Here is a 26043-nt window from a genome sequence, read left to right on the forward strand (position 1 = left end):
GACACAACGCCCCCGGTGTGCTGCATTTGAGTGACGCACTTCCTCCCGGGAGGCACCGTGATCGACGTCGACGTGCTGGTCGTAGGGGCGGGCCCGGTCGGTCTCACGGCCGCGTCGGAGCTGCAGCGGCGGGGCATCGGGAACAGGGTCGTCGACCGGCTCCGCGCCCGTCAGCCCTTCGCCAAGGCGGTGGGCGTCCAGCCCAGGACCCTGGAGATCTGGGACCGGATGGGGATGGTCCGCGAGGCGCTGGAGACCGCAATCCCATTGAAGGGGCAACTGCTCTACGTCAACGGCGAGGAACAGGGCCGGATCGACCTGACCCTGCCCGCGGACGTTCCCTACGCCTTCGCCGCCCTCCCGCAGTACGAGACGGAACGGCTCCTCGAAGAGCTCCTGGTCCGCCTGGGAGGACAGGTCGAGCGCGGTACGGAGCTCGTCTCCTTCGAGCAGGACGACGGCGAGGTCAGGGCACGTCTCGCGTTGCCCTCCGGCGGAACGGAGGAGGTCCGGGCCCGCTACCTGGTGGGCTGCGACGGCGCCCACAGCGTCGTACGCAAGGGCCTCGGGCTCACCTTCGAGGGTGCGGCCCTCCCCGAGGAGTACATGCTGGGCGATGTCGAGGTCGACTGGGACCTGCCCTTCGGGTACACGGTCCGGTCCTCGCACGTCGTCGACGGGCGCACCGACGACCTGCTGGTGTGCATCCCGCTGCCCGGGCTCCGCCGCTACCGGATGTCGATGCTGACTCCGCCGGAACTGTCGCAGGCCCAGCGGACCGGGAAGGACGAGGTGGTGCACGGTCTGAGCGGTGACCGCGGCCCGCAGCCCGGGCTGGAGCACATCCAGGCGGTGCTCGACCGGCTCTCACCCGTGCCCACGACCGCATCGTCGCTGCGCTGGTCCTCCGTCTTCCGCATCAGCCATCGGCTGGTCGACCGTTACGGGCAGGGGCGGGTGTTCGTTGCGGGGGACGCCGCCCACATCCACCCGCCCACGGGAGCCCAGGGCATGAACACCGGTGTGCAGGACGCCTACAACCTGGCGTGGAAACTGGCCGCCGCCGTGCGCGGCCGGGCGGGCGAGGGCCTGCTGGCGAGCTACGACTCCGAGCGCCGCCCGGTCGGAGAGGAAGTGGTGCGGCGAACGGTCCGTCATGCGCGGAGCGGCATGCAGTCCGATCCGGACGACCCGGCGACGATGATGCGCCGGGAGGCACAGCTCCTGGTCGGCTACCGGGGCAGCCCCGTCGTGGGCCCGGACGGCACCGCGCACGACGGCCCCGCCCCGGGCGACCGCGCTCCCGACTGCGGCGGCCTCGAGTACGGTCTGGCGTCCTTCCCCGTACGGCTGTTCACCCTGCTGCGGGGACGCGACCACACCCTGCTGCTCTACGCGGACGACGAGGAGCAGCCGGCGCGATTCGACGAGGTGGCGGCTGCCGCCGAGCGGGCGGCGCCCGGCCTGCTGAACGCCTGCGCGGTCCTCGCTCCGAAGGTGCGGGCACCCGGGCTGCGACTGCCCGCCGTGCACGACGGCCTCGACGAGTTCCGGTCGATGTACGGCGCTCGGGGCGGCGAGGCGATCCTCGTACGGCCCGACGGCTACCTGGGGCTGCGGATCACCGCCGCGACGGGCCCGGAACTGCGTTCCTACCTGGAGATGCTCGTCGGGACGTGACGCGGGGCCCGGCAGTGACTGCTGCCGGGCCCCGCGCCGTCGGGTGAGTGGAGCTCCGCTCACCTCACCCCGTCTCAGGGAAAGGACACCACCTGTGACGGGATGGTCGAGGTGCCGGATGTGGGGGATCCGGTGCTGTTGATGACGTGTTCGTACTGTCCCTGGCCGCCCAGGGACACCACGAGCAGGTCGTGGAACTTCACTCCGGGCTTCACCGGTGCCTGGAAACCGTGCTCCTGACGGATGGTCGGGTCGACGTTGTAGTAGCAGTAACTGCCCATGCCCCAGCCCTCATGGGTGGTCACCGAGTCGGCCACCTTGTAGGCGGCGAACCCCTTGGTGCCGCCGTTCTGGATGGCGGCCTGGTTGGGGGCGTCGTACGCCTTCTCGTTCTGGAAGAAGATCGTCTTGCCGTTCTCCCCGTACCACTGCACGTCGTACTTGTTGAAGTGCTCGACGAACAGCCCGGTGGCCAGCACGTCGTCGCCGTTCACCCGCAGACCGTAGTCGGACCGGTTGGTCTCCCATCCGACCCCGTCGCCGTGGTCGGCGCGCCAGAGCCAGGTGTGGTCGATGATCGTGTCGTCGCTGTTGACGACCATGCCGGTGGTCGCCTTGCCGGCGCCCGCTCCGCCGACCCGGACGAACACGTCCTGGAGCGAGGTCGGGTTGGCCGAGTGGTCGGCCGCCGCGCCGTCGGGGCCCACCTGGACGAGCACCGAGGAGTTCTGCGTACCGGCGTCGACCAGGAGGCCGGCCAGCTTGACGCCGTCGACGTCACCGACCTTGATCGCGGTCACCCCGTTGTCCGGGATGATCGTGGCGAGGCCGAGGCCCAGTGCGACGGTGTTCGCGCGGTTGATCTCGATGGGCTCGTTGACGTGGTAGATGCCCGGGGTGAACAGCAGGTGCAGCCCCTGGCGGACGGCGGCGTTGATCGTCTGCGCGGTCGCGCCGGGCTTGACCACGTAGAACTGGCTCAGCGGAATGGACTCGCCCTGCGGGGTGCCGTTCCAGGAGACACCGCGTGCGTTGGTGCGCTTGGCGGGGACGAAGACCTTGTAGTTGTTGCCGTCGAGGTACAGGAACGGCTTCTCGCGGGAGACCGGGGTGTTGTTCAGGGTCGTGTACGGCGGCTCGGGGAAGCTCTGCGCGGGCGCCCCCTCGACTCCGGAGAACGTCATGTTCCAGACGCCGTTGCCCCAGCTGCCGATGGAGCTGTCGCGGGTGTACCACTGCTGCTGCGAGTAGGGGCCGACCTGGCCGTCGATCTTGCTGTCGGCGATGTAGCCGCCGCTGGCCCAGCCGTATCCGTTCGGCGCGAGGTTGAGCCCGCCCTTGACGTGCATGCGGCGGAAGGGGGCGGCCTGGGAGACGGCCCAGCGGTTGGTGCCGCTGACCGGGTTGAGGGCGAGGTTCTCGGCCGAACGCCAGAAGTTCTGGGTGGCGTTGCCGTTGAACCAGCCGGCGTCCACGGTGACATCACCGTTGAAGGTGGTGTCGTCCGGCTTCAGGCCGAGACCCGCGATCTGGGTGTAGAAGCCGATCTGGGCGTTGATGTTGTTGTACGTGCCCGGCTTGAACATCAGCGCGTACCTGCCGGTCCCGAACTGGGCCGACTCCTGCTTCTTGAAGATCTCGTCGACCTTGCCCTGGATGTTCGGGGTCGACGGGTCGAAGACCAGGACGTTGGGGCCGAGGTCACCGCCGCCGGGGATCTGCGGGTCGCCCCCGCCGCCCGTCGTCCCGAACACCTGGAACTCCCAGAGGGAGTAGCCGTACCCGGTGGCCCGGGTGGTACCGGTCAGCCGGACGTAGCGGGCGGTGCCGGAGACGTTGAGCGTCTCCGTGCCGCCGGGGCCCGTCGTGGTCGAGTAGGCGGTGCTCCAGTTGTTGTTGTCCGTGGAGAACTCGATGCGGTAGGCGGTGCCGTAGGCGGCCTCCCACCGCAGCACGATCTGGCTCACCGAGGCGGAGGCGCCCAGGTCGACCTTGATCCACTGGGGGTCGGCGAAGGCGCTCGCCCAGCGGGTGCCGTTGTCGCCGTCCACCGCAAAGCCGGCGGGAGTGCCGCCGTTCTCCTGGCTGGAAGCGGTGACCGTCTTGCCCTGCGACAGGAGCGCGGGTGCCGCGCTCGCCGGGGTCGAGGGGACGAACGCCAGGAGCGAGAGGACGAGGCCGGCGACGACGGCCAGCACACCGCCGCGTCTTCTGCCCAGCGGGGCAACGTGTCTGTGGAACAGAGGGGGTGCGTACATACGAGTGTCTCCTGAGTCGTGGGGCGGGTACACGACGCGCACAGCCAGAGAGCGCTCTCTCCGGCTGCGGCAGATACTCCACCCTTGTTACGAACACGTCAAGAGATGTGCAACAACAGATGTATCAGGGCCTGTTGACGACAAGAACTGATGACACCCCTGCAGTGATTGCCCCTTTGATTCGTCCTGTTCAGTGACGGAGCGTGAGATCTGAGACCTCGTCTGTTCAGGAAGTGGGGGATCGGCTCATCGGCCCCGTGTGTCCCGTAACGGGGCCGCCGCCGCCCAAACATCGCCTCGGCGTGGCGTGCCGTCCAACGGGTGACATCTGGCCTGCTGTCACACGAAGAGCCCATGGAGTCCCTCGAATGCGGCTCTCCCCAGTGGTGGGACACGGGATTTCAGCTGACGGTGGATCACGTCGCACCTGCGATCCGATGAGCCGACGATGTGTCGGCCTTCGCGGGGGTGGTGAAAGGACTGTGTATCCATGCGCTCTGCTCGCACCCTGTTCGCATCGGCCGCCGTCACGGCGGTCCTCGCGGTCTCTGCCCCAGCCGCGTACGCCGTGACCTCGGCCGATGGCTGGGACAAGGACAGCGGCTCCTCATCGAGCAGCAACAACGACGACCGTGAGAAGCCGGACTCGTGGAAGCACGAGAAGCCGGAGGGTGGCGTGCACACCGGTGGCGGTGCGCTGGCCGGCATCACGGCGGACGACTGGCAGAAGGACAAGGAGGAGTCCGCGGGCGGTAACAACGCGGACCGTGAGAAGCCGGACTCGTGGAAGCACGAGAAGCCGGAGGGTGGCGTGCACACCGGTGGCGGTGCGCTGGCCGGCATCACGGCGGACGACTGGCAGAAGGACAAGGAGGAGTCCGCGGGCGGTAACAACGCGGACCGTGAGAAGCCGGACTCGTGGAAGCACGAGAAGCCGGAGGGTGGCGTGCACACCGGTGGCGGTGCGCTGGCCGGCATCACGGCGGACGACTGGCAGAAGGACAAGGAAGAGGGCTCCGAGTCCGGCAGCACCACGGGCAGCGAGAAGTCGGAGACCTGGAAGCACGAGAAGCCGGAGGGCGGCGTCCACACCGGCGGTGGAGCGATGGCTCTGTCCGGCGGCGGCCTGGCAGCGGGCTCCCTGCTGATGCTCGGCGGTATCGGGGCGGCCGCATACCGGCTGCGCCGCCGCAACACCTCGGGTGTCGCGGCAGCCTGACAGGCATCCGCCGGGCCGAAGATATTCCTGTCGCGGCCGCCGCCCTCCCCGGGCGGTGGCCGCGCCGATTTTCCCCCGGCGTCCCCCGGTCCGTTCCGCCCTCCTCGTACCCGAAAGGCAGCATGCGCATGGCCGCCCAGCAGCCGTCCGACACAGAGTCCGCTTCCCCCGGCCTCGGCCGTTCCCTGCTGTGGCCCGCCGTGGCGGTGGGCCTGGGCTTCCTCCTCGTCTACAACTCCCTCGACGCCTCGGCAGGAGTCCCGCCGCCCGTCGCGGCCGTGGCGCCGGCGCCCGCGTCCTCTCCCGCCGCCGCCCCGCCCTCGCCCGTTCCGGCGCCCTCCGAGTCCTCCGAGTCCTACGGGCTGTCCCGGTCGGAACCCGCGCGGATCAGGATCAAGAAGATCGCCGTCGACGCCCCGTTCACTCCGCTGGCCATCGGCCCGTCGGGGCGGCTGGACGCGCCGCCCCCGAACGACATGAATCTGGCCGGCTGGTTCAAGGACGGGGCGACCCCCGGCGAGCGCGGCACCTCGGTCGTCGCCGGTCACGTCGACACCATGACGGGCCCGGCCGTGTTCCTGCTGCTCGGGACGCTCAAGCCCGGCAACAAGGTGAGCATCACCCGCGAGGACGGCATCGTCACCGTGTTCCAGGTGGATTCGGTCGAGACGTTCAGCAAGGCGAACTTCCCCGACGAGCGGGTGTACGCCGACGACGGCACCGCCCAGCTCCGGCTGATCACGTGCGGCGGCGAGTACGACAAGAAGGCGAAGGACTACAAGGACAACGTGGTGGTGTTCGCCCACCTGGTAGCCGTCAGGCCCGCGTGAGTACAGCCCGGGGCTTGCCCCTGACGTACAGGTGAGGGTTTAGCGTCTGCGGGCCTCCGGCCGATCGGCCGGAGGCCCGCAGACGAGGAGCCCGCATGACCGTTCGACCGCCCCTGCCTCGCACCTCCCGGGAAGTGCGGCTTGCCGCCGTTCCCGAAGGACTGCCCCGCCCGGAGCACTTCCGTGTCGTGGAGACACCGCTGCCGCAGCCCGGGGAGGGTGAGGTCCTGGTGCGCAACGGCTGCTTCCAGGTCTTTCCCGCCCTGCGTACGGTCATCGGCGGGGGAGTCGAGGGAGCCCCCTTCCCGGGTGTGGGCCCCGGGGACACCCTGTTCGGTGCGGCCGTCGGAGAGGTCGTGACGAACCCAGGCCCCGGCGGACCGGCCGTGGGGGAGCTGGTCTCGCACTATCTCGGCTGGCGGGAGTACGCCGTGGTCCCCGCCGCCGGATGCACGCCGCTCGGTGACGTCCTGCCCGACCCGGTGGCCCATCTGTCCCAGGGGTCCCTGGCGTACGCGGCACTCACCCGGGTCGCGGAACTGCGGGCCGGGGAGACGGTGTTCGTGTCCGGCGGGGCCGGAGCGGTCGGATCCATGGCGGGACAGACCGCCAGGCTGCTCGGGGCCGGCCGCGTGATCGGCAGCACCGGCTCACCCGAGAAGGCCGCCGTGATGCGGGAGCGCCTGGGGTACGACGCGGTCGTACTGAGGGGGCAGGAGGGTTCCCTGTCCGATCGGCTGGCCGAAGCGGCACCCGAGGGCATCGATGTGTTCGTCGACATGGTCGGGGGGGAGCAGCTGCGGGCGGCCGTCGGGGCGGCGCGCCCGGGCGCCCGGTTCGTACTGGTCGGGGCGCTGTCGGGTCAGCTGTCCGAGCGGGGGAGCGGCACCACGGCCCCCGTCGAGATCGACTCGTTCCAACTCGTCGTCAAGCGCGTCACGATGACCGGCATCAGCGGGCTCGACCACCCGGAGGCGCACGGTGAGTGGAACCGGAGGTTCGGGCAGTGGCTGCGTTCCGGAGAGATCACCTTCCCGCATGTGCGGATCGCGGGCATGGACAACGCCGCACGGGCGTTGCACGAGATGATCGGCGGTCACCATCTCGGCACCGTCGTCGTCACGTTGTGAGAACGCTGCGGGAACCCTGGGGGTGGCGGATGCGGATCGGTGACGCTGCGGCGGCAGCGGGGACCACGCCGAGAGCGTTGCGGTTCTACGAGGAGCGGGGACTGCTGCCACCGCCCGGGCGCAGCACGACGGGCCAGCGGGAGTACGGAACGCGTGATGTCGCCAGGGTCCGCGTCATCCGTGAGCTGCTGTCGCTGGGGCTGACGGTCGAGGATGTGCGGCACTGCTCGGACCGACTGGACCTCCTGGTCGACGGACCGCTCCGGTCCTGTGCCGGATCCGGGGAAGGGGGCGCGGAGAGCGAGGGGGTGGCGGCGCGGCGGCTTGCCGTACTCGACGCGGAGATCGCCCGGCTGAGCCGGCTGCGGGAGCAGCTCGCGGCGCGGGTCGAGGGGCGGACGACCGTGTCCTGACCCGGACCACGGGTCAGCCGGCCCGCTCCCGTTCCGCGGCGGCGACCTGGTGCAGTGTCCGGCCGGTGCGGGCCGAGCGGGCGTGGTACGGGTCGGGTGTGCCGGGCCTGTCGCGTACGGCCTGCCGGTCGTCGGCCTTGATGAGCAGCCAGGCCTCGGGGCCGTCGGTGTCGTCCTCGTTGCCGATGTGGAAGCGGGTGAGCGTGAATTCGCCGTGCAGTTTGCTTCCGTCGAGCCAGAACGTGGCGTGCCCGCGGTCCAGGGACTCGCCGAACGGTACGGGAGCGCCCTCGGCGTCGTGGCTGAGCGGACGGTAGGTGCCCTGGTCCCAGACGATGACGGTGCCGCTGCCCTGTTCGTCCTGTGGAATGACTCCTTCGAACTCGCGGTACTCCAGCGGGTGGTCCTCCGTCGGCACGGCAAGCCGCTTGTCGCGCGGATTGTCCGACGGGCCGCGGGGCACGGCCCACGACTTCAATACGCCGTCCAGTTCCAGGCGGAAGTCGAAGTGCATCCGCCGGGCCTCATGGATCTGCACCACGAAACGTTGTGCGTCGTCGCTGCTCACGGCTGGATCCTTCCGCCCTGGACTGCCGTCGGACGAGGCGTGCGGCTCCGCCCGGCCAGGCCCGCGCAGGCACTGCGCGGCCCGTACCTCCACTGTGCCGCCGTCGGCCGCGCGGCGCACGACGGCGGCCGTAGGGGGGCCGTGGGATCTGCCCCGGCGGTCAGTCCGTGTGCCGCTCGAGCACCGCGTCGGCAGCGGCCTGCGACGGGTGCCACGACGTGGTGACCGGTTCCCACACCCGGATACCGTCGGGGGCTCCCAGAGAGGCGGCGTCGAAGGTGCGTCCCCGGTGGGACGGGTCCCCGGCGACCGTCAGCCGGTCCGCCACCCGCAGCTCCGTCGACGTGGGGGCCAGCGTGCGCACAGCCGCGTACGCCGATCGGCCGGCCGCCAGGCGGTACGGTGCGCTCCCGCTCGCGGGCACCGGCTGTGCCGAGCCGTCCAAGCCGCCGAAGACCACGGTGGGGATGCGGTCGACGACACAGGCCGTGCCACCGCGGTTGGTGATGCTGATCCGTACAGCGTCGGGCTGGTCCGAGGCGGTGGCGGCGACCGCCAGGCGGCTGTCTCGGCAGGTGGGCGGCACCGGGGCCGCGACGGCTGAGGAGGCCGCCAGGGCACCCGTCGGAGCCAGCAGGGCCAGGGCGATTGCGGCGGGAACGGCGAGTACGGGTCGCATACGCATGAGATGTCCGTTCCCCATGGCGATGACTTCTACCCGCCCGGTCCGGACCGGGACCTTGACGGCTCTTCGGCGCCTGTCTTAAATCAAGAGTTGAAATATACGCCCGGGATGAGCGCCCCAACCGTTCACCTCTCGGCGTCCACCTGTCATGCACATGCCCCCCACCATCCTCCACCTCGAAGTGACGTGATGACTGTGCACCCCTTTGATCACACCATGAGGCGTCCGGCGAAACGGCGTCGCACGATGATGTACGCCCTCTCGCTGCTCTGCTGTTCGGCCGCCCTGACCGCCCTTCCCGCAGGCGCGTCGGCCGCCCCGTCTCCCCACACGACCGCGTCCTCCGCGGCACCGAAGGCCGCGGCCCCGGCCGCCGTGGTGTTCGCCGACGAGTTCGACGGAGCCGCGGGTTCGGCCGTCGACGGCGGCAAGTGGCAGATCGAGACCGGCGACAACGTCAACAACCACGAACGGCAGTACTACACGGCGGGCAACAACAACGCCGCCCTCGACGGCCAGGGCAACCTGGTCATCACCGCGCGCAAGGAGAACCCCGGCAACTACCGGTGCTGGTACGGAACCTGCGAGTACACCTCGTCCCGTCTCAACACCTCCGGCAGGTTCACCCAGACGTACGGTCATGTCGAGGCCAGGATGAAGGTCCCGCGCGGACAGGGGATGTGGCCCGCGTTCTGGATGCTCGGCGCCGACATCGGCAGCGTCGGCTGGCCGAACAGCGGTGAGATCGACATCATGGAGAACGTCGGCTTCGAGCCCGGTACCGTCCATGGGACCCTGCACGGCCCCGGCTACTCCGGATCCGGAGGAATCGGTGCCGGATACAGCCTCCCGGGCGGGGCGGCCTTCGCGGACGACTTCCACACCTTCGCCGTCGACTGGGCACCGGACTCCGTCACCTGGTCCGTCGACGGCACCGTCTATCAGAGGCGCACTCCCGCCGACCTCAACGGCAATCCCTGGGTCTTCAACAAGCCGTTCTTCCTCATACTCAACCTCGCCGTCGGCGGCTACTGGCCCGGCGATCCGGACGGCAGCACCACGTTCCCCCAGCAGCTCGTCGTCGACTACGTACGCGTCACCACCAACTGACGAGGGCCCACCCCGGGGCCGGCGGTCCACCACGCCGCCGGCCCCGGGCGGCGACGTAGCATGATCCTCATGGAGCAGCGGACACTGGGCAGGACCGGACGTGACGTATCGGTCGTAGGACTGGGCACCTGGCAGCTGGGCGGGGACTGGGGTGAGGTGCGGGAGGCCGACGCCTTCGACGTCCTGGACGCGGCCGTCGAGTCGGGAGTCACCTTCTTCGACACCGCCGACGTCTACGGGGACGGCCGCAGCGAGCAGCTCATCGGCCGATACCTGAAGGACCGTCCGGACGCGGACGTCTTCGTCGCCACCAAGATGGGCCGGCGCGCCGACCAGGTCCCCGAGAACTACGTACTGGACAACTTCCGTACCTGGAACGACCGTTCGCGCGCCAACCTCGGCGTCGACACGCTCGACCTCGTACAACTGCACTGCCCGCCGACCAGCGTCTACTCCTCGGACGCGGTCTACGACGCCCTGGACACGCTCGTCGCGGAAAAGCGGACCAAGGCCTACGCGGTCAGCGTCGAAACGTGCGCGGAGGCACTCGCGGCGATCGCCAGGCCGGGTGTCGCGAGCGTGCAGATCATCCTCAACCCGTTCCGCCTCAAGCCGCTGGACGAGGTGCTTCCGGCGGCTGCCGCGGCGGGAGTCGGGATCATCGCGCGGGTTCCGCTCGCCTCCGGACTGCTGTCCGGCAAGTACACCGAGGACACGGTCTTCGCTCCCGAGGACCACCGCACGTACAACCGCCACGGCGAGGCCTTCGACCAGGGCGAGACGTTCTCCGGCGTCGACTTCGCGACCGGTGTGGCGGCTGCCGCCGAATTCGCCGAACTCGTTCCCGAAGGCGCCACTTCGGCGCAGACCGCGCTGCGCTGGATCATCCAGCAGCCCGGTGTCACGAGCGTCATCCCCGGTGCGCGTTCCGTGGCTCAGGCCCGGGCCAACGCTGCCGCGGCCGTTCTTGCCCCGCTGCCGCTGAGCACGCTGGACGCGGTGCGGGAGCTGTACGACCGCCGGATCCGCGCGGAGATCCACGCGCGCTGGTGACGCGGACACGAGCCGGGGCCGAGCACCGCGGAGGGGCTCAGTCGTCCGACTCCTCGCCGTCCTCGCCGTCCTGCCGGGGCCCGTCCCCGGCAGGGCCGGCCGGTTCGACAGGCGCGGACGGCTGCAGTGTGGCCGTCGGCGTAGGACCGGGATCCGGGGTATCCGCCGCACCGGAGTCCGGCGAGAACAGGACCGTTCCCAGGTACACCGCCGCCACGAAGGCGACGGCTCCGGCGACGGCACTCGCCACACGGGGCCGTCGGCGGATGGCCTCACCCGCGCGGAGCCGGCGCGTGGACGCTGATCTGGCGGCCCGGGGCGCAGGCGTCGCCCGTCTGCGCCCGGTGGGCTGCGGCAGCCGGTACGCCGACATGCCCCCGGTGTCGGGAGTGGCGGCACCCGGCGCCGGAGCGGCAGGGACGACGGGCCGCGGGGCGGCGGCATGCTGCTGCGGCAGCGGCTCGGGGCGCCCGCGCCAGGCGCCGCTGCGGAACCATTCCGAGGCCTGCTGTGCACTCGGCCGGTCCTCGGGCTGCTTCGCCAGCAGGCCCAGCAGATACGAATCGAAGGCGGGGGAGATGTCGACCCCCCGCTGTCTCACCGGCACCGGAGGCGTGTCCACGTGCTGGTAGAGCGTCGCGGTCGCGGTGTCCGAGCGGAACGGCGGCTGACCGACCAGTAGTTGGTAGACGACACAACCGAGGGAGTACATGTCCGACGCGGAGTCGGCGGTGCGGCCGAGCGCCCGCTCCGGAGCCAGGTACAGGCTCGTGCCCACGATGTGGCCGGCGGTGGTCAGAGCCGTCGAGGGGTCGTCGACGAACTGGGCGATGCCGAAGTCGCCGATCTTCACCGTACCGTCGGCATCCAGCATGAGGTTGCCCGGCTTGATGTCGCGGTGCACGATGCCCTGCCGGTGCGCGGCCGCCAGACCCGCAGCCGCCTGACCCGCGATGTCGGCCACCTGCTCGGGGTGAACCGACTCCTGGGCCGCCAGCAGGTCCCCGAGACTCCTGCCCTCGACCAGCTCCATCACCAGATAGAAGCGGTCCTCCCACGAGCCGAAGTCGAACACGGCCACCAGGTGAGGATGGCTCAGACGCGCCGCGGTCTGCGCCTCCAGGCGGAACCGGGCGGTCGACGAGGCGTCGGCATGGTCCCCGAGCAGCAGTTTCACCGCCACGGCCCGGCCCAGGACTTCGTCCGTGGCGCGCCACACCTCACCCATGCCGCCACGACCGATGGGGGATATCAACCGGTACCGACCAGCTACCAGCACCTGTGCACACCTATCTCGAACTGTGGCCCGCTCCGACTGCCGCAGCGGCGACCTCATCGGGCTCAACGGCTCGGTACGGTACGTGGGGTGTGCGGCATGATCAGGATATCCGTCCGCCGGGCCTCCGGTTGCCGGGGCCGCCACCACCCCGCCGAATCCGGCCTGATCCGCATCAAAGTCCCTGGCGGAGGCGGTCGAACACGGCCTGTGCGGTGAACTCGTCCTGCCCGCCGGGGAAGAGCAGTTCCGCAGTCGCGAACGCGGGCTCACCGGCGATCTCTTCGGCAAAGGGAACCGCGATGCAGCGCATTCCCGCCGCGTACGCCGCCTCGACGCCCGGCACGGCGTCCTCCAGCACCACGCAGTCCGCCGGTTCGGCGCCGAGCCGCCGGGCGGTCTCCAGGAACACATCGGGCTCCGGCTTTCCGTGCGCCACCTCCTCGGCGGACACGTACAGCCGGATGTACGCGTCCAGCCCGGTGACGGCGAGGGTGGCTCCGATCGCCGCCCGGGACGAACCCGAGGCCACCGCCATCGCGACCCCGTCCTCGTGCAGCCGCTCGACCAGGAGCCGCATCTGCGGGAAGACCTTCGTCGAAGCGCCGGCGAGCTCCAGATACAGGGCGTTCTTCCCCGCCAGCAGTTCCTCGACCGGCGCCTCGATCCCGTACTCCGCGCGCAGGACGGTCAGGGTCTCCCGGGTACCGATCCCGATGAAGCGCGCGTGCTTCTCCCAGTCGTAGTCCTGTACGCCGTACCGGGAGAGGAGGCGGCGCCCCGCCTCGTAGTAGTTCGGCTCGCTGTCGACGAGCGTGCCGTCGAGATCGAAGATGACCCGAAGGGCCGGGGTGCGCCTGGAACTCATGGCTCCCAGCATGCCGGACGGTGATCAGTCCGGACTGCCCGCCGCCCGCCCCACGGCCTCGACCAGCGGCAGGACCCGGTGCGCCACCCTCTCGCGCAGGGCCACCTCCGTGCGCGTCCTGACGACGCCGGGGAGCTGGATCAGCTGCTGGATCACGTCCTCGAGGTGACCGTTGTCGCGGGCCACGACGCGCGTCAGGAGGTCACCGCCGCCGGTCGTCGAGAACACCTCGATGATCTCCGGGACCGCCGCGAGCGCGTCCCCCACCTCGTCCAGGTGCCCCTGGGTGACCTCCAGGTGGACGAAGGCGAGCACCGGGTGACCGAGTGCCGCGGGGGAGATCGACGGTCCCGTGCCGGTGATCACGCCGTCCCGCTCCAGACGGTCCAGCCGGGCCTGGAGGGTGCCGCGCGCCACTGCCAGGATGCGCGCGTACTCGCGGACGCTGGTGCGCGGCTGCTCGATGAGCAGCCGCAGGATTCGGGTGTCGAGGGCGTCCACCGCCATGATCGGCCGTTCTCCTCCCGGCTCGGTGATCCTTCGCCCGACTCTAACCGTGGCCCGGCCCGGGATCGGTGCCTTCCACGGGCGACCGGGTCCGTTGGCCTACTTGTGGCACGCCATACGCCTCCGGAGATGTACCAATGGCCCAGTGGTTTCGCCTCGATTTGAGCCATGAGGTGCCGGGATGCTCTGATGTATCTGTCGATGGCGCTGCGGATCCCCGTGGCGCCTTTTTCATGCCGGTGCACGGGCCGGGTTCACAGGGGAGAGCCTTCGTTGCTGAAGAGGATGTTCGTTGCCGCGGATCCGGGACGACTGCGCCTGCGCAGCGGGGTCCGGGCCGTCCTCGGCATCGGGCTGGCGGTCGTGGTGTGCGGGCTGGCCGGCCACTCGCTCGTCGGGGCGATCACCGGCGGTCTCGCCGCACTGCTGGCCCTGTTCACGGTGACCGACCCCACCGTGCGCGGGCAGGCCATCACGACGGCTCTGCTGCCTGCCGCGGGGCTCCCCGTGCTGGCCCTGGCAGCCCTGCTGCACGACCAGCCTGTGGCGCGCGACGTGGCCTTCCTCGCGGTGATGGGTGCCGGCGTGTACGCCCGGCGGTGGGGGCCGCGGGGGCACGCCCTCGGTGTGTTCGCCTTCATGTCCTTCTTCGTCACGCAGTTCCTGCACACGCTGCCCGCGCAGTTGCCCGAGCTGTACTCCGCGGTCGCCCTCTCCCTGCTGGCCTCGTCCGCCGTCCGCTTCGGCTTCTGGTGCTACGAGCGGCGGCTGCCCGCCCCCTCGGTGCTCACCCCGGTGGCCGGCCGGGGGCTGGCCCGCGCGACCACACGCCAGGCGATCCAGGCGACCGCGGGTGGCGCCTTCGCGCTCCTGGTGGGGCAGCTCCTCTCCGAGGAGCGCTGGTACTGGGCCGTCGGCGCCACCTGGTGGGTCTTCGTGAACACCGCGTCCCGTGGCGAGACCCTGGTGCGGGGATTCCGCCGGGTCCTGGGCACGCTGATCGGTATCCCCGTCGGTCTGGTCGTCGTCGTTCCGCTGCACGGTGCCGCCGTGCCGACCGCCGTCGTCGTGGCGGCCGCTGTCTTCGGGATCTTCTACTCGGCGGCGGTCTCGTACACCTGGATGATGTTCTCGGTGACCGTCATGGCAGGTGCGCTCTACGGGGCTCTCGGCGTGCTGGACCCCTCACTGCTCGCACTGCGGCTCGTGGAGACGGGTGTGGGGGCGCTCGGCGCGATGGCGGCGGTGCTCCTCCTGCTGCCGGTCACCACGCACGCCACGACCGATGCCTGGATCCAGCGGGCCCTGCGCTGTGTGCACGCCTGCACCGCGGAGGCGGCCGCGCGGCTCGCGGGTTCGGCGACGGCGGACCCGGCCCCCCGCGTCGCCGAACTGGAAGCGCTCCTCGGGCGCGTACGGCTCTCGCTCGGCCCGCTGGTGCATCCCCTGAGCCCGCTGCGCGCCCGTAAGGCGCGGGCCGGGCAGGTGCTCGCACTGCTCGACGTGTGCGCACGCGAGGTACGCGGTCTCGCGTCCGTCGCGGCGGACCCGGAGGCGTCGCACGACGCCCGTCTCGCCGCCGCCTGCTGGCGTGTCGAAGCCTCCGTGGAAGCGCTGACGGCCCCGGACCGCAGGCGCCACGAGACGGCTTCCGCCGCCGGCCACCTGCCGGCCGCCGGTGTCGCCGAACCCGCGCTCGCCCACCTGCACAGCCTGGAGCGGGCGCTCGCCGAACTGGCCGCGCCCCTGCACAGCTCCCCCCGGGCCCCGCTGATCCGTGCCTGACGTCCCCTAGGCCCCTTGAGGGGGCCGCTCGGCCGGCCACCGGCACGCAGGCGCGCGGTACGTGTCCGAAGGGGCTTTCCGGATTGGTCTGGACCACGAAGGGCTGCCTGCTACCGTCGCCGGGGAAGATCGCGACAGACGGCACAGACGGCAAAGGCGGGGTAGCGCGATGGGCAGCAGAAGCGCCGGGCGGGCATTCATAGGGTCGTTCACCTCGGCCGGCGGACGCGGTGTCACCGCGGTCGCCGTCGACCCGGACACCGGGGCGCTGACCGTGCTCGCGGCCACGGACGCCGTTCCCGACCCCTCCTTCCTCACGGTCGGCCCCGCCTCCGCAACGGGTGTCAGGCTTCTGTACGCGGTCAGCGAGACCTCCGACGGCGCCGCCGCCGCATGGGAGATCGGCGACGACGGCCTGCGGCCCGCCGGCCCGGTGCGGTCCGTCGACGGGAGCAGCCCCACACACCTGGCACTCGCCGCCGGTCATCTGGTCACCGCCAACTACGGCTCCGGGAGCGTGACCGCGCTGCCGGTACGGGCCGACGGCTCCCTCGGCCCGGCGGCCTCCGTGCTCCGGCACGAGGGCAGCGGGCCCGACACCGGCCGGCAGGCGGGCCCGCACGCCCACCAGGTGCTCGCCGACCCCTCGGGGAACTGGGTGCTGAGCGTGGACCTGGGTACGGACTCCGTGCGCGTCTGCGCCCTCGACCCGCGCACCGGGTCGCTGCGGCTGCACGGGGAGACGGCCATGCGCCCCGGCAGCGGGCCGCGACACATGGCCTTCCACCCGTCGGGGGGACACGCCTACGTGCTGAACGAACTGGAGCCGACGGTCACCGTATGCCGCTGGGACGCGGCCACGGGCCGGCTCGAGCCGTTCGGGGAGACACCTGTGCTGCCCCACGACGTGGATTCCGAAGGCGTCACGGCCGGGGACGCGCGTACGTACCCGTCCGAGGTCGTGGTCTCGTACGACGGGCGGTTCCTGTGGACCGCGAACCGCGGCCACGACAGCATCTCCGTCCTCACGCTCGACGAGACGGCCGAGAAACCGCTCCTGGCCGCGGCCGTGGGCTGCGGCGGGCAATGGCCCCGCGACCTCACCCTCGATCCCACCGGGCAGTGGCTGTACGTGGCGAACGAGCACTCCGGCAACGTCAGCTGGTTCGCCGTCGACGCGGAAACGGGCATTCCGGCCCACGCGGGCTCCATCGACGCTCCCGCCGCCTCCTGCGTCGTCTTCGCCTGAGGCGCCCCGGGGCGCCCCGGGGCGCCCCGGGAGACGCCCCGTGAGTCCCGGGGAGGCGCCCGGGAACGACAGGCGGCACGGGCCGGGGCTATCCGGTCCGTGCCGCCCGATCAGTCGGAGGTGCGGGCGCCGATCAGTGCGCCTGGGCGCCCTGCGGTGTCGCCGGCGTGATGCCGAGCGTCGCCGCGTAGGTCGAGAGCACGAGCTTGCCGATGGCCGGGTACGCGCCGAGCGGCTCGGCGGTCGCGCAGCCGGCCTCCCTCGCGGCGGCCTCCAGCAGGCCGGTGTCGACCTCCGGGCCCACCAGGTACGGCGCGAGCGCGAGCTGGGCGGAACCGGAGTTCTGGAGCTGTGCGGCGATCGAGGCGACCGAACCCTCCACATCCAGTGCGGCGGCCATCACCGGAACCGCGAGGCGCGCGGCCAGCAGCATGCCGGTGATCCCGGCGGCCTGCACGGCCTCGTCGCCGCCCACCGTGGCCAGCACGATGCCGTCGGCCGCGGTCGCCACGGTGAACAGCCTGGCACGGTCGGCGCGCGCCAGGCCGGCCTCCGAAAGGCGCACGTGGAGTGCCTCGGCGAGGAGCGGGTGCGGGCCCAGCACATCGGTCAGCTCGGTCTGGGTGCCGCTCTCCATGACCGCCTGCCGTATCCGCCGGATCAGGGCGCTGTCCGGCCCCGCCAGCAGCGGCACCACGACGGCGGACGGGCCCTGCGGCTCGGAGACCTCACGACCCGCGGCAACGGCCTGCTCGTAGCGCGCGGTGCGCTCGGTGGCGGTATGCGCGAGTACGGAGACGAGCGTGGGGTACTCGGCGTCGTCACCGTCGAGATAACCGATCTGTGCGTTCAGGCCGGGAAGCTCGGAACGGGCGATGCTGATCACTTCTTCGGCGAGGCTGCGCGTGGCCGAGGAAGGGGTACCGGGAACAGCGAGAACGAGCGCGGCAGCGCCCTCAGGTGCGACCACGGGCTCCGGGCGGCGGTGCCGTCCGGACTGGCGAGGTCGCGGCATTCGTACAGGCAGGCCGGAAGCGGGCCCAGTGGGGGTGCTCATGGCGCCGCATGCTACTGGTTTTGGGTGCCCCTCTGTTCGGGGAGGGGGTGGTCGGGCGTTATCTGTCCGGTTATGTCTGTTGAGTGGCATACCAGTCAACTGCCCTGCTCTGTCCGGGCGGTCAGATGCTCGGTATGCTCACGTCACCTCCGCCACGAACAGCAGTGCCGGGTGGGTGGGCAGCCGCAGTTCCGCCAGGGCGAGAGCCCGCGCGACGGCCAGCGAACCGTGGAGCGGATCACCTGCGGCGGGCACCACGCGGGCCTGCGGGACCTGTCGCGCGAGCTCTGCGTACAAGGGCCCGGTGAGCGGATCGCCCATCCTGAACAGACCTCCCGTCAGGGCGACTTCGCACCCGCCGTTCCCGGCGTCCGTGGCCGGGGGGCAGACCGCCGCTGCGGCTTCGGCGATGTGGACGGCAGCCTCCCGCAGGATGCCGGCCGCGACCTCGTCCTCGGCGGCGCAGGCCGCGACTTCGGGGGCGAAGGAAGCGAGCAGAGCCGGACGGTCGCCTCGCGGATAGAGGAGCCCCGGAAGATCGGGAGCAAAACCGAAAATCTTCCGGAGCCGCGCGAGCAGGTCGGGGGAACCCCCGGCCCGCCCGTCGTGGGCGCGCATCGCCGCGTCGAGTCCGGCGCGGCCGATCCAGGCACCGCCGCCGGAGTCGCCCAGCAGATGACCCCAGCCGTCGGCCCTTCGCCACGTCGTCAGATCGGTGCCGAGCGCGATCATGCCCGTGCCGCCCGCGACGACCGCTCCGGGTCGCTGTCCGAGGGCACCCGCGTAAGCGGTCACCGCGTCGGCGGCCAGCGCCACCCGCCGCACGACCAGCGCCTGCGCCAGAGCTGCCGGCAGCTCGGTACGCAACTGCCCGCCGAGCGTCGCCATCCCGGCGGCCCCGACGGCCACAGCGGCGATCTCCGCCCCCGGCCCGGCCTCCTCCAGCAGCCCCCGGACCGCCGGCAGAAGCTGCTCCAGCATGTGCCCGGCATCGATGCCGGCCGTTCCCGTCCGCACCGGTTCGGCGCAGACCGTGGTGGACACGGGATGCTCCGTGCCTACGGTCCCGAGCGCCACGCGCAGCCCGGACCCGCCGGAGTCCACGCCGATGACGAACGGGTCCGGCGCTGCCGTCACGGCAGCCGCCAGTCGACCGGCTGCGCCCCCTGGCGCTGCAGCAGTTCATTGGTCCGGCTGAACGGACGTGAACCGAAGAAGCCGCGGTCGGCCGACATGGGGGAGGGGTGCGAGGACTCGATCGCCGGGAAGTCGCCCAGCAGCGGCCGCAGATTGCGGGCGTCACGGCCCCACAGCACCGACACGAGCGGTGTGCCGCGCGCGACCAGCGCGCGGATGGCCTGCTCGGTCACCTCCTCCCAGCCTTTGCCCCGGTGCGCCGCAGGCCGCCTGGGAGCCGTCGTCAGCGCCCTGTTGAGCAGGAGCACCCCCTGCTGCGCCCAGGGCGTCAGATCGCCGTTGGAGGGCCGTGGAAGGCCAAGATCCGAGTGCAGCTCCCGGAAGATGTTCTCCAGACTCCCGGGCACCGGACTCACCTCGGGTGCCACCGCGAAACTCAGGCCGATCGCATGCCCCGGTGTCGGGTACGGATCCTGGCCGACGATCAGGACGCGTACCTCGTCGAAGGGTTGCTGGAACGCCCTCAGCACATTCGGTCCCGCGGGCAGGTAGGTGCGCCCCGCGGCGATCTCCGTGCGGAGGAAGTCGCCCATAGCGGCGATGCGTTCGGCCACGGGCTCGAGGGCCTGCGCCCACCCCGGCTCAACGATTTCTTTCAACGGTCGTGCTGCCACGGGCCGCACTCTACTGGTCTCCACCGGTGCTACGACCACACCGGTCGGCTGCGGGTCAGTCGAGCACCACCGCCCGCACGCACAGCACGTCGGGCAGATGCGAGGCGAGCTGCTGCCAGCTGTCCCCGTCGTCCTCGCTGGCGTACACCTCGCCGTTGCGGTTGCCGAAGTAGACGCCCGCCGGGTCGGCGTCGTCCGTACAGAGCGCATCGCGGAGCACCGTGCCGTAGTGGGCGCCGTCCGGCAGGCCCTGCGTCAGGGGCTCCCAGGTCGCTCCGGCGTCACGCGTACGGAACACCCGGCAGCGGCGACCTGCGGGGACGCGGTCGGCGTCCGCGTTGATCGGGAAGACGTAGACCGTGTCCGCGTGGTGCGGATGCGCGACCGCGGCGAAGCCGAAGTCCGAAGGCAGGCCCGCGCCGATGTCCGTCCAGTTGTCCCCGGAGTCGTCGCTGCGGAAGACCCCCCAGTGGTTCTGCAGGTAGAGCCGGTCGGGATCGGCCGCGTCACGGGTGACCTTGTGCACGCACTGGCCGAACTCGGGGTCGGGGTCCGGCAGGAAGACCGCGGAGACCCCCTTGTTGGACGGAGCCCACCGCTCGCCGCCGTCCTTCGTCCGGAACACGCCCGCGGTGGAGACGGCGACGGTCACCGCACGGGCGTCCCTCCGGTCGGTCAGGATGGTGTGGAGACCCTCGCCTCCCCCGCCGGGTACCCACTTCGACCTCGTCGGGTGCTCCCACAGCGGGCGGACCAGCTCGAAGGACTCGCCACCGTCCTCGGACCGGAACAGGGCCGCCGGCTCCGTCCCCGCGTACACCACGCCGGGCGCCTCGGGTCCGGCCGGATGCAGCTGCCAGACCCGCTCCAGCGACGCCTCGGTGAACTGGGGGAACTTCACCGCCGGCTGCTTCGGCTCGACCCATGTGGCGCCCAGGTCGTCGGAGTGGAAGACGGAGGGGCCCCAGTGTGCGCTGTCGCCGCCGACCAGAAGGCGGGGTGCCGGCCCGCGGGTGTCGATCGCGATCGAATAGACGGCCTGCGCGTTGAAGTGCGGATCTCCGAACTCCCATGCGCCGCCGCGCCTGCGGCCGATGAAGAGTCCTTTGCGGGTGCCCACGGTGAGCAGTACGTCGGTCATGACAGAGACCTCCCGAAACGCCGTTATGCCGGATAGGGGACAGTCTGCACCGGGCCACTGACAGCAGCCCGCACATTCGGTCGCCGCCCTGGCCGGGGCGGTTGCGGCAGGCGCTCTTGACCCCCGGTCGTACGCCGGGTCGTCTGGTGTGGAAAGCGCTTGCAGCCCAGGCGCGACAGACCGGGGGCGGGCGGTGGAACAGGCGCGGGGACGCACGGAGCGGCGTGCCCGGCAGGCGAAGGCGGCACCCGACCGAGGAGCACCTGTGACGGCCTTCGAAGGGCTGCGGGGCGCTGTCGCGGTGTCCCACCTCAGGGTCTACGACTGGCCCACGGAGGACGGCCTGCGCGGTGGCACCCCGCATCTGCACCTGAGGTGTTCCGAGGGCTACGTGGTCGTCGGAGGCAGCGGGTCCGTGCAGACACTCACGGCGTCGGGCTCCAGGAGACCCCCCTGGTTCCGGGGGCCCTCGTGTGGTTCACCCCGGGCACCATCCACCGGCTGGTCAACGAGGACGGGCTGCGCATCGTCGTCCTCATGCAGAACAGCGGGCTGCCGGAAGCGGGTGACGCCGTGCTCACGTTTCCGCCCCGGATCCTCGCGGACGCCGGGCTCTACCGTGCGGCAGCCACCCTTCCCGGCGGCACCGAGGAAGCGCAGACGTTCGCCGCACGCACCCGCCGCGACCTCGCCGTCCAGGTTTCCTCGCACTGCGCGGCGCCACCGAGGCGGGCGACCCCGGGCCGCCGGCCGCGTTCCACCGGGCCGCCGCGGAGCTCGTGCGCCCCCGGACCGAGGACTGGCGCGCACGCCGGCAGCAGGGCGCGGCGGCCGCGTCCCGGGCGACCGGCCGGCACCTCGACGCCCTGGCCCGCGGCGAGGACGCGCACCTCCGCGATGCCCGGGTGCAGGCAGAACAGGCTTTCGCACTCGGGAGGTTCGGTATGTGCGGCCGCCTCGACGTATGCCCGGGCTGACCGACTCCCGATCGCCGCCCCGCCGACAGGGTCCCGCTCGTGCGTCAGCCGGCCGGCGGGGCCGTGCTGCTGCGGACCACCAGGCTCGTCGCCAGGTCGACCCGGGTGGTGGCGGGCTGCCGGCCCCGGCCGAGGTCGAGCACCAGCCGGGCGGCGGTCTCGGCCATCTCTATGAGCGGCTGCCGCACGGTGGTGAGAGGCGGCCCGATCCACCGGGTGAGCGGCAGGTCGTCGAATCCGACCACGCTGAGGTCCTCCGGAATCCGCAGTCCCAGCTCACGCGCCGCCTCGTACACGCCGAGTGCCTGCAGGTCGTTGCCGGCGAAGATCGCGGTGGGGGGGTTCGGCAGGCGCAGCAGCTCCAGGGCCGCCGTGTAGCCGTCTTCGTGGTGGAACTCGCCCTCGCGCACGAGCTCGGGGTCCATCGGAATGCCCGAGGTCTCCAGCGCGGCACGGTAGCCGTCGATGCGGGCGCGGCTGCACATCATGCGGGTCGGCCCGCCGATGACGCCGATCCGGCGGTGTCCCAGACCCGTCAGATGGCGTGTGGCGGCGAGACCGCCCTGCCAGTTGGCCGCGCCGACCGAAGGGATGTCGTCACCGGGATCGCCCGCCGGGTCCACCACGACGAACGGGATGCTGCGGCTGTTGAGCTGGGCGCGCTGGGCGGCGTCGAGGTCCGAGAGCACCAGGATGACGCCGGCCGGGCGGCGTGCCAGGACGCCGTCCACCCAGGTCTGGCCCGGGGTCAGCCTGCCGGCGCTCTCCGAGAGCACCAGGCTCAGGCCTTCCTCACGGGCGACGTTCTCGACTCCCCGGACGACTTCCATCGCCCAGGCGCTGTCCAGTTCGTGGAAGACCAGGTCGATGAGCTGGGACTGTTGCGAGGCGCCGCGCCTCCGGCGGTAGCCGTGGCGCAGCAGCAGTTCCTCCACCCTGGTGCGGGTGCTGGGGGCGACATCGGCTCGCCCGTTCAGCACTTTCGAAACTGTCGGAGCCGAAACTCCGGCCGCTCGGGCGATTTCTGCCAGCGTGGCGGTGCTCTCCGACGACTCGTCGACGGACACCTTCTCCTGTTGGGGCTGGACCTTTGCAGCGCTCATGCACGAATCGTAGCTCCCCGAAGCCCCGAACAGGTGGCCGGGCGGTGTTGGTAAATCCTTGGTCCTGCCCTCTTGACGGGCCCGAAACACGACCGTACGGTTCCGGCAACATTCGAAAGGCAAGCCGAAACATTCGACAGAGGGTGCGGTCATGCGGTCGGGTATTTTCACTCAGGGCACACGTACGACGAGATGGGTCGCAGTCGGTGCGGCGATGGCGATGGCCGGTCTCCTGGCCGGCTGCGGTTCGGGAGACAGCGGCAGCGACGGCGGCGGCACCATCACCGCGTACGTCTACGGCGATGACGCGGTCAAGGTACAGCAGGCCGCGGTCGACACGTTCAACAAGACCTCCGAGGTCAAGGTCAAGCTGGTGTCGGTCCCCGGGACCGACTACGTGAACAAGCTCCGCAGTGCCATGGGCTCGCCCAGCGCCCCGGACGTCTTCTTCAACTGGGGCGGCGGTTCCATCAAGCCGTACGTCGACTCCAAGAACCTGGTCGACCTCACCTCGACCGTCAAGAACGACGCCACGCTCAAGGACGGCTTCCTCCCGTCGATCATGACCGCGGGCAGCCTCGACGGGAAGATATACGGGGTGCCGATGCGCGGCATGCAGCCCGTGATGGTCTTCTACAACAAGAGCCTCTTCGCCGAGCACAAGCTCGAGGTCCCCAAGACGTGGGAGGACCTCCAGAAGGCCATCACCACCTTCAAGGCCGCGGGCATCACCCCCTTCGCCCTGGGCGGCTCCGACAAGTGGCCCGAGCTGATGTGGATGGAGTACCTGCTCGACCGGATCGGCGGACCCGAGGTCTTCCAGAAGATCCAGAACGGCGACACCGACGGCTGGGGCGACCCGGCGGTGCTCAAGACGGCGCAGACCGTCAAGGAGCTGATCGACGACGGCGCGTTCGGCAAGAACTTCAACTCGGTCGACTACGGCAACGGCGGAGCCCCGACCCTGCTCAACAAGGGCAAGGCCGCCATGCACCTCATGGGCTCGTGGGAGTACTCGACCCAGCTGGGCAAGGCGCCCGAATTCGCCAAGAAGGACCTCGGCTGGGCCGCGTTCCCGACCGTGGCGGGCGGCGTGGGTGACCCGGCGAACGTGGTGGGCAACCCCACCAACTACTGGTCCGTCAACGCCCGTACCAAGCACAAGGACGCCGCCATCGCGTTCCTGAAGACGATGGCGTCGAAGACCTACGCCCAGGCCCTCGTCGACAACGGTGACATCCCCACCACCTCCAACGCGGCCTCGATGCTGAGCACCTCGCCCAACCCCGAGTTCGCCAACGACCAGTACCAGCTGGTCCAGAAGGCCCCGAGCTTCACCCTCTCGTGGGACCAGGCGCTGGAGGCCCAGTACGCCACCCCGCTGCTCACCGAAATCAGCAAGCTGTTCGCCGGAAAGAGCACTCCGGAGCAGTTCGTCGAAGCAATGAAGGCCGCACACTGACGATGTCCCACCACACTCCGCACGCGAAGAGGCGCGGAGACAGGAAGGCGGCCGTCGGCAACGTCGGCCGCCCCCCGGTCGCCTGGGCCCTGCCCGGCATCCTCTTCTTCGCCGTCTTCGCGATCATCCCCCTGGCGATCGCCGTCTACCTCTCCTTCTGCGAATGGGACGGGCTCAACTCCCCGACCCTGACGGGCCTGGACAACTGGACCCGGTTGTTCCAGGACTCCGAGTTCGGCCAGGCGGCCTGGCTGAGCCTCCTGCTCACCACGATCAGCTGGGCCTTCCAGACCCCCGTGGCACTGCTGCTGGGCGTCTGGGCGGCGGGACGCCAACGCAGCCGGGCCGTGCTGTCCGCGATCTTCTTCATTCCGCTGCTGCTCTCCACCACCGCGATCGCCATGCTCTTCCACGCCCTGCTGGACCCCAACTTCGGCGTGATCAAGGAGATCGGCCCCTGGATCGGAATCGATCCCAACATCATGGGGTCGTCCACGGGCGCGCTGCTCATGGTGGCGTTCGTCGGCGGCTGGCAGTTCATGCCCTTCCACACGCTGATCTACCAGGGCGGTGCCCGGCAGATCCCGGAGGTCCTCTACCAGGCCGCCGCCATCGACGGCGCCGGCATGGTGCGGCAGTTCTTCCACATCACCCTGCCGCAGCTGCGCCACACCATGACGACCTCGTCGGTCCTGATGATCGTCGGCTCGCTGACGTACTTCGACACCGTGCTCATCATGACCAAGGGCGGTCCCGGCACGGACACGACGATCCTGCCGTACCTGATGTACCGGACCGGCTTCCAGACGTACGACCTGGGATATGCCGCAGCCATCGCCACCGCACTGGTCGTCGTGGCCACCAGTCTCTCGCTCATCCTGGTCCGCTTCAGCGGCTTCGGATCGATGCGATCCACCCGGGAAGGTATGTGACGCGATGTCGATCGACACCCGCCCCGTTGCCCCGCAGCGGATCTCGCCGTCCCTGAAGCGCCATCAGGCCTCCGCCCGCCGCCGGAAGCTGCTGGGCAACCCGCTGGCCGGCCTGGGCTCGCTGGTCTGGCTCGTCATCGTCCTGGTGCCGCTCTACACGCTCGTCTCCGCGTCGCTCATGCGCCAGGACGAGGCGCTGAACGGCGACCCGCTGGCTTTCCCGACGGATCCGACGTTCGACAACTACAACACCGTGCTGCACAGCGGGTTCCTCACGCTGCTCGGCAACACCGCGATCGTCGCGGTGTCCACGGTGGCCATCGTGCTGGTGCTGTCCATCCCGGTGGCGTACGTGGCGGTGCGCACCCGCAGCCGCCTCTCCTCACTGGCGTTCCGGACGTTCCTGCTCGGTGTGGCGATACCGGCGCAGGCGGTGATCGTTCCCCTGTACCTGCTCATCGGCAAGATGGGTCTCTACGACACCCTCTACGCGATCATCCTGCCGACCGCGGCCTTCTCCATGCCGGTTGCCGTCCTGGTACTCAGCGGCACCATGCGGGACGTATCGGAGGAGATGTACGAGGCGATGTCCCTCGACGGCGCCTCGCCCGTGCGGATGCTGTGGCAGCTGGCGATACCGCTCTCCAAGGCCGGCATCAGCACAGTGGCGATCTTCTCCGCACTGCAGGCGTGGAACGGTTTCCTGTTCCCCCTGATCCTGACGCAGTCGGAGGAGAACCGGGTGCTCACGCTCGGGCTGTTCAACTTCATGACCCAGTTCGGCGTGAACATCCCGGCCGTGCTGGCGGCGATCGTGCTCTCCGTCGTGCCCATCTTCGCCGTGTACCTCGTGGCCCGGCGTGCGCTGGTCAACGGACTGATGGGGGTGGGCGGCAAGTAGCGACACCTCTGCCGCCCCGCACCACCGC

The 26043-nt window shown here is 70.7% G+C and carries 23 protein-coding genes and 1 pseudogene; 13 read left to right on the plus strand and 11 right to left on the minus strand.

Features of this window, described 5'->3' with window-relative positions; translation table 11 throughout:
• The first annotated feature begins 57 nt into the window (after positions 1-57).
• Positions 58-1680 (plus strand): FAD-dependent monooxygenase, encoded by a 1623-nt coding sequence (locus tag OG844_RS41160; protein WP_406388221.1) that lies wholly within the window; start codon positions 58-60, stop codon positions 1678-1680.
• A gap of 74 nt (positions 1681-1754) precedes the next feature.
• Here the strand turns inward: OG844_RS41160 and OG844_RS41165 are convergent, their stop codons facing one another.
• Positions 1755-3938 (minus strand): discoidin domain-containing protein, encoded by a 2184-nt coding sequence (locus OG844_RS41165; RefSeq protein WP_406388220.1) that lies wholly within the window; start codon positions 3936-3938, stop codon positions 1755-1757.
• Between the two features lie 490 nt (positions 3939-4428).
• Here OG844_RS41165 and OG844_RS41170 point away from each other — a divergent pair, with 490 nt between their 5' ends.
• The 4 genes from OG844_RS41170 (at position 4429) to OG844_RS41185 (ending at position 7530) form a co-directional block, all read left to right on the plus strand.
• On the plus strand, positions 4429-5157 hold the full coding sequence (locus OG844_RS41170; RefSeq protein WP_406388219.1) for a hypothetical protein: 729 nt from the start codon (positions 4429-4431) through the stop codon (positions 5155-5157).
• A gap of 128 nt (positions 5158-5285) precedes the next feature.
• Positions 5286-5987, plus strand: a complete 702-nt coding sequence (locus OG844_RS41175; RefSeq protein WP_406388217.1) for a class F sortase — start codon at positions 5286-5288, stop codon at positions 5985-5987.
• A gap of 95 nt (positions 5988-6082) precedes the next feature.
• Positions 6083-7117, plus strand: a complete 1035-nt coding sequence (locus tag OG844_RS41180; protein ID WP_406388215.1) for an MDR family NADP-dependent oxidoreductase — start codon at positions 6083-6085, stop codon at positions 7115-7117.
• Between the two features lie 29 nt (positions 7118-7146).
• A complete protein-coding gene (locus OG844_RS41185) occupies positions 7147-7530 on the plus strand; it encodes a MerR family transcriptional regulator (protein ID WP_406388214.1) in 384 nt (127 codons plus the stop codon).
• Positions 7531-7543: 13 nt separating this feature from the next.
• Here OG844_RS41185 and OG844_RS41190 read toward each other — a convergent pair whose 3' ends face one another.
• On the minus strand, positions 7544-8044 hold the full coding sequence (locus OG844_RS41190; protein ID WP_406396001.1) for a DNA polymerase ligase N-terminal domain-containing protein: 501 nt from the start codon (positions 8042-8044) through the stop codon (positions 7544-7546).
• Between the two features lie 214 nt (positions 8045-8258).
• Entirely contained in the window at positions 8259-8783 is a 525-nt protein-coding gene (locus tag OG844_RS41195; RefSeq protein WP_406388212.1) for a DUF4232 domain-containing protein, read from the minus strand.
• A gap of 189 nt (positions 8784-8972) precedes the next feature.
• Here OG844_RS41195 and OG844_RS41200 point away from each other — a divergent pair, with 189 nt between their 5' ends.
• Both OG844_RS41200 and OG844_RS41205 read left to right on the plus strand, forming a co-directional pair.
• A complete protein-coding gene (locus tag OG844_RS41200) occupies positions 8973-9893 on the plus strand; it encodes a family 16 glycosylhydrolase (RefSeq protein ID WP_406388211.1) in 921 nt (306 codons plus the stop codon).
• 60 nt (positions 9894-9953) lie between these two features.
• Positions 9954-10946 (plus strand): aldo/keto reductase, encoded by a 993-nt coding sequence (locus OG844_RS41205; protein WP_406388209.1) that lies wholly within the window; start codon positions 9954-9956, stop codon positions 10944-10946.
• Positions 10947-10983: 37 nt separating this feature from the next.
• Here OG844_RS41205 and OG844_RS41210 read toward each other — a convergent pair whose 3' ends face one another.
• The 3 genes from OG844_RS41210 to OG844_RS41220 form a co-directional block, all read right to left on the minus strand.
• On the minus strand, positions 10984-12174 hold the full coding sequence (locus tag OG844_RS41210; RefSeq protein WP_406388207.1) for a serine/threonine-protein kinase: 1191 nt from the start codon (positions 12172-12174) through the stop codon (positions 10984-10986).
• Positions 12175-12397: 223 nt separating this feature from the next.
• The gene (locus OG844_RS41215) at positions 12398-13090 is read right to left on the minus strand and encodes an HAD family hydrolase (RefSeq protein ID WP_406388206.1); all 693 of its coding nucleotides are present in this window, start codon (positions 13088-13090) and stop codon (positions 12398-12400) included.
• A gap of 24 nt (positions 13091-13114) precedes the next feature.
• Positions 13115-13597, minus strand: a complete 483-nt coding sequence (locus OG844_RS41220; protein ID WP_406388205.1) for an Lrp/AsnC family transcriptional regulator — start codon at positions 13595-13597, stop codon at positions 13115-13117.
• Between the two features lie 273 nt (positions 13598-13870).
• Here OG844_RS41220 and OG844_RS41225 point away from each other — a divergent pair, with 273 nt between their 5' ends.
• Together OG844_RS41225 and OG844_RS41230 are read left to right on the plus strand one after the other, a co-directional pair.
• Complete coding sequence (locus OG844_RS41225) at positions 13871-15382, plus strand: FUSC family protein (protein ID WP_406388203.1); 1512 nt, start codon at positions 13871-13873, stop codon at positions 15380-15382.
• Between the two features lie 169 nt (positions 15383-15551).
• The gene (locus OG844_RS41230) at positions 15552-16631 is read left to right on the plus strand and encodes a lactonase family protein (RefSeq protein ID WP_406388202.1); all 1080 of its coding nucleotides are present in this window, start codon (positions 15552-15554) and stop codon (positions 16629-16631) included.
• A gap of 133 nt (positions 16632-16764) precedes the next feature.
• On the opposite strand, the gene OG844_RS41235 is transcribed toward OG844_RS41230, so the two are convergent.
• From OG844_RS41235 to OG844_RS41250, 4 genes are all read right to left on the minus strand, one after another.
• The gene (locus OG844_RS41235; RefSeq protein WP_384610529.1) at positions 16765-17688 is read right to left on the minus strand and encodes a sirohydrochlorin chelatase; all 924 of its coding nucleotides are present in this window, start codon (positions 17686-17688) and stop codon (positions 16765-16767) included.
• A gap of 138 nt (positions 17689-17826) precedes the next feature.
• Positions 17827-18837: an N-acetylglucosamine kinase gene (locus tag OG844_RS41240; RefSeq protein WP_406395999.1), complete on the minus strand. Its 1011-nt coding sequence runs from the start codon at positions 18835-18837 to the stop codon at positions 17827-17829.
• Positions 18822-19499, minus strand: coding sequence for a uracil-DNA glycosylase (locus OG844_RS41245; protein ID WP_406388200.1), 678 nt, complete (start codon positions 19497-19499; stop codon positions 18822-18824). Before OG844_RS41245 ends, OG844_RS41240 begins: the two co-directional genes overlap by 16 nt.
• A 55-nt stretch (positions 19500-19554) precedes the next feature.
• Positions 19555-20640: a WD40/YVTN/BNR-like repeat-containing protein gene (locus tag OG844_RS41250; RefSeq protein ID WP_406388198.1), complete on the minus strand. Its 1086-nt coding sequence runs from the start codon at positions 20638-20640 to the stop codon at positions 19555-19557.
• Positions 20641-20905: 265 nt separating this feature from the next.
• Between OG844_RS41250 and OG844_RS41255 the strand changes: the two are divergent.
• A pseudogene (locus OG844_RS41255) lies at positions 20906-21617 on the plus strand (cupin domain-containing protein).
• Between the two features lie 44 nt (positions 21618-21661).
• Here the strand turns inward: OG844_RS41255 and OG844_RS41260 are convergent.
• Positions 21662-22720 (minus strand): LacI family DNA-binding transcriptional regulator, encoded by a 1059-nt coding sequence (locus tag OG844_RS41260; RefSeq protein ID WP_406388197.1) that lies wholly within the window; start codon positions 22718-22720, stop codon positions 21662-21664.
• Positions 22721-22934: 214 nt separating this feature from the next.
• Here OG844_RS41260 and OG844_RS41265 point away from each other — a divergent pair, with 214 nt between their 5' ends.
• Genes OG844_RS41265 through OG844_RS41275 form a run of 3 tightly spaced genes read left to right on the plus strand, consistent with a single transcriptional unit; the run spans position 22935 to position 26015 of the window.
• On the plus strand, positions 22935-24182 hold the full coding sequence (locus OG844_RS41265) for an extracellular solute-binding protein (RefSeq protein WP_406395997.1): 1248 nt from the start codon (positions 22935-22937) through the stop codon (positions 24180-24182).
• Between the two features lie 2 nt (positions 24183-24184).
• A complete protein-coding gene (locus tag OG844_RS41270; protein WP_406388195.1) occupies positions 24185-25114 on the plus strand; it encodes a carbohydrate ABC transporter permease in 930 nt (309 codons plus the stop codon).
• Between the two features lie 4 nt (positions 25115-25118).
• Positions 25119-26015 carry a carbohydrate ABC transporter permease gene (locus OG844_RS41275; protein ID WP_329213668.1) on the plus strand — a complete coding sequence of 299 codons (897 nt, stop codon included), beginning with the start codon at positions 25119-25121 and terminating at the stop codon, positions 26013-26015.
• Positions 26016-26043 lie beyond the last annotated feature (28 nt).

The organism is Streptomyces sp. NBC_00887, from assembly GCF_045207585.1.

What these genes read in the sequence shown, in the direction of transcription:
- OG844_RS41165 (WP_406388220.1), bottom strand. Translation starts at nt 3,938, where the DNA reads ATGTACGCACCCCCTCTGTTCCACAGACACGTTGCCCCGCTGGGCAGA.
- OG844_RS41170 (WP_406388219.1), top strand. Translation starts at nt 4,429, where the DNA reads ATGCGCTCTGCTCGCACCCTGTTCGCATCGGCCGCCGTCACGGCGGTC.
- OG844_RS41175 (WP_406388217.1), top strand. Translation starts at nt 5,286, where the DNA reads ATGGCCGCCCAGCAGCCGTCCGACACAGAGTCCGCTTCCCCCGGCCTC.
- OG844_RS41180 (WP_406388215.1), top strand. Translation starts at nt 6,083, where the DNA reads ATGACCGTTCGACCGCCCCTGCCTCGCACCTCCCGGGAAGTGCGGCTT.
- OG844_RS41185 (WP_406388214.1), top strand. Translation starts at nt 7,147, where the DNA reads ATGCGGATCGGTGACGCTGCGGCGGCAGCGGGGACCACGCCGAGAGCG.
- OG844_RS41190 (WP_406396001.1), bottom strand. Translation starts at nt 8,044, where the DNA reads ATGCACTTCGACTTCCGCCTGGAACTGGACGGCGTATTGAAGTCGTGG.
- OG844_RS41195 (WP_406388212.1), bottom strand. Translation starts at nt 8,783, where the DNA reads ATGCGTATGCGACCCGTACTCGCCGTTCCCGCCGCAATCGCCCTGGCC.
- OG844_RS41200 (WP_406388211.1), top strand. Translation starts at nt 8,973, where the DNA reads ATGACTGTGCACCCCTTTGATCACACCATGAGGCGTCCGGCGAAACGG.
- OG844_RS41205 (WP_406388209.1), top strand. Translation starts at nt 9,954, where the DNA reads ATGATCCTCATGGAGCAGCGGACACTGGGCAGGACCGGACGTGACGTA.
- OG844_RS41210 (WP_406388207.1), bottom strand. Translation starts at nt 12,174, where the DNA reads ATGGGTGAGGTGTGGCGCGCCACGGACGAAGTCCTGGGCCGGGCCGTG.
- OG844_RS41215 (WP_406388206.1), bottom strand. Translation starts at nt 13,090, where the DNA reads ATGAGTTCCAGGCGCACCCCGGCCCTTCGGGTCATCTTCGATCTCGAC.
- OG844_RS41220 (WP_406388205.1), bottom strand. Translation starts at nt 13,597, where the DNA reads ATGGCGGTGGACGCCCTCGACACCCGAATCCTGCGGCTGCTCATCGAG.
- OG844_RS41230 (WP_406388202.1), top strand. Translation starts at nt 15,552, where the DNA reads ATGGGCAGCAGAAGCGCCGGGCGGGCATTCATAGGGTCGTTCACCTCG.
- OG844_RS41235 (WP_384610529.1), bottom strand. Translation starts at nt 17,688, where the DNA reads ATGAGCACCCCCACTGGGCCCGCTTCCGGCCTGCCTGTACGAATGCCG.
- OG844_RS41250 (WP_406388198.1), bottom strand. Translation starts at nt 20,640, where the DNA reads ATGACCGACGTACTGCTCACCGTGGGCACCCGCAAAGGACTCTTCATC.
- OG844_RS41260 (WP_406388197.1), bottom strand. Translation starts at nt 22,720, where the DNA reads ATGAGCGCTGCAAAGGTCCAGCCCCAACAGGAGAAGGTGTCCGTCGAC.
- OG844_RS41265 (WP_406395997.1), top strand. Translation starts at nt 22,935, where the DNA reads ATGGCGATGGCCGGTCTCCTGGCCGGCTGCGGTTCGGGAGACAGCGGC.
- OG844_RS41270 (WP_406388195.1), top strand. Translation starts at nt 24,185, where the DNA reads ATGTCCCACCACACTCCGCACGCGAAGAGGCGCGGAGACAGGAAGGCG.
- OG844_RS41275 (WP_329213668.1), top strand. Translation starts at nt 25,119, where the DNA reads ATGTCGATCGACACCCGCCCCGTTGCCCCGCAGCGGATCTCGCCGTCC.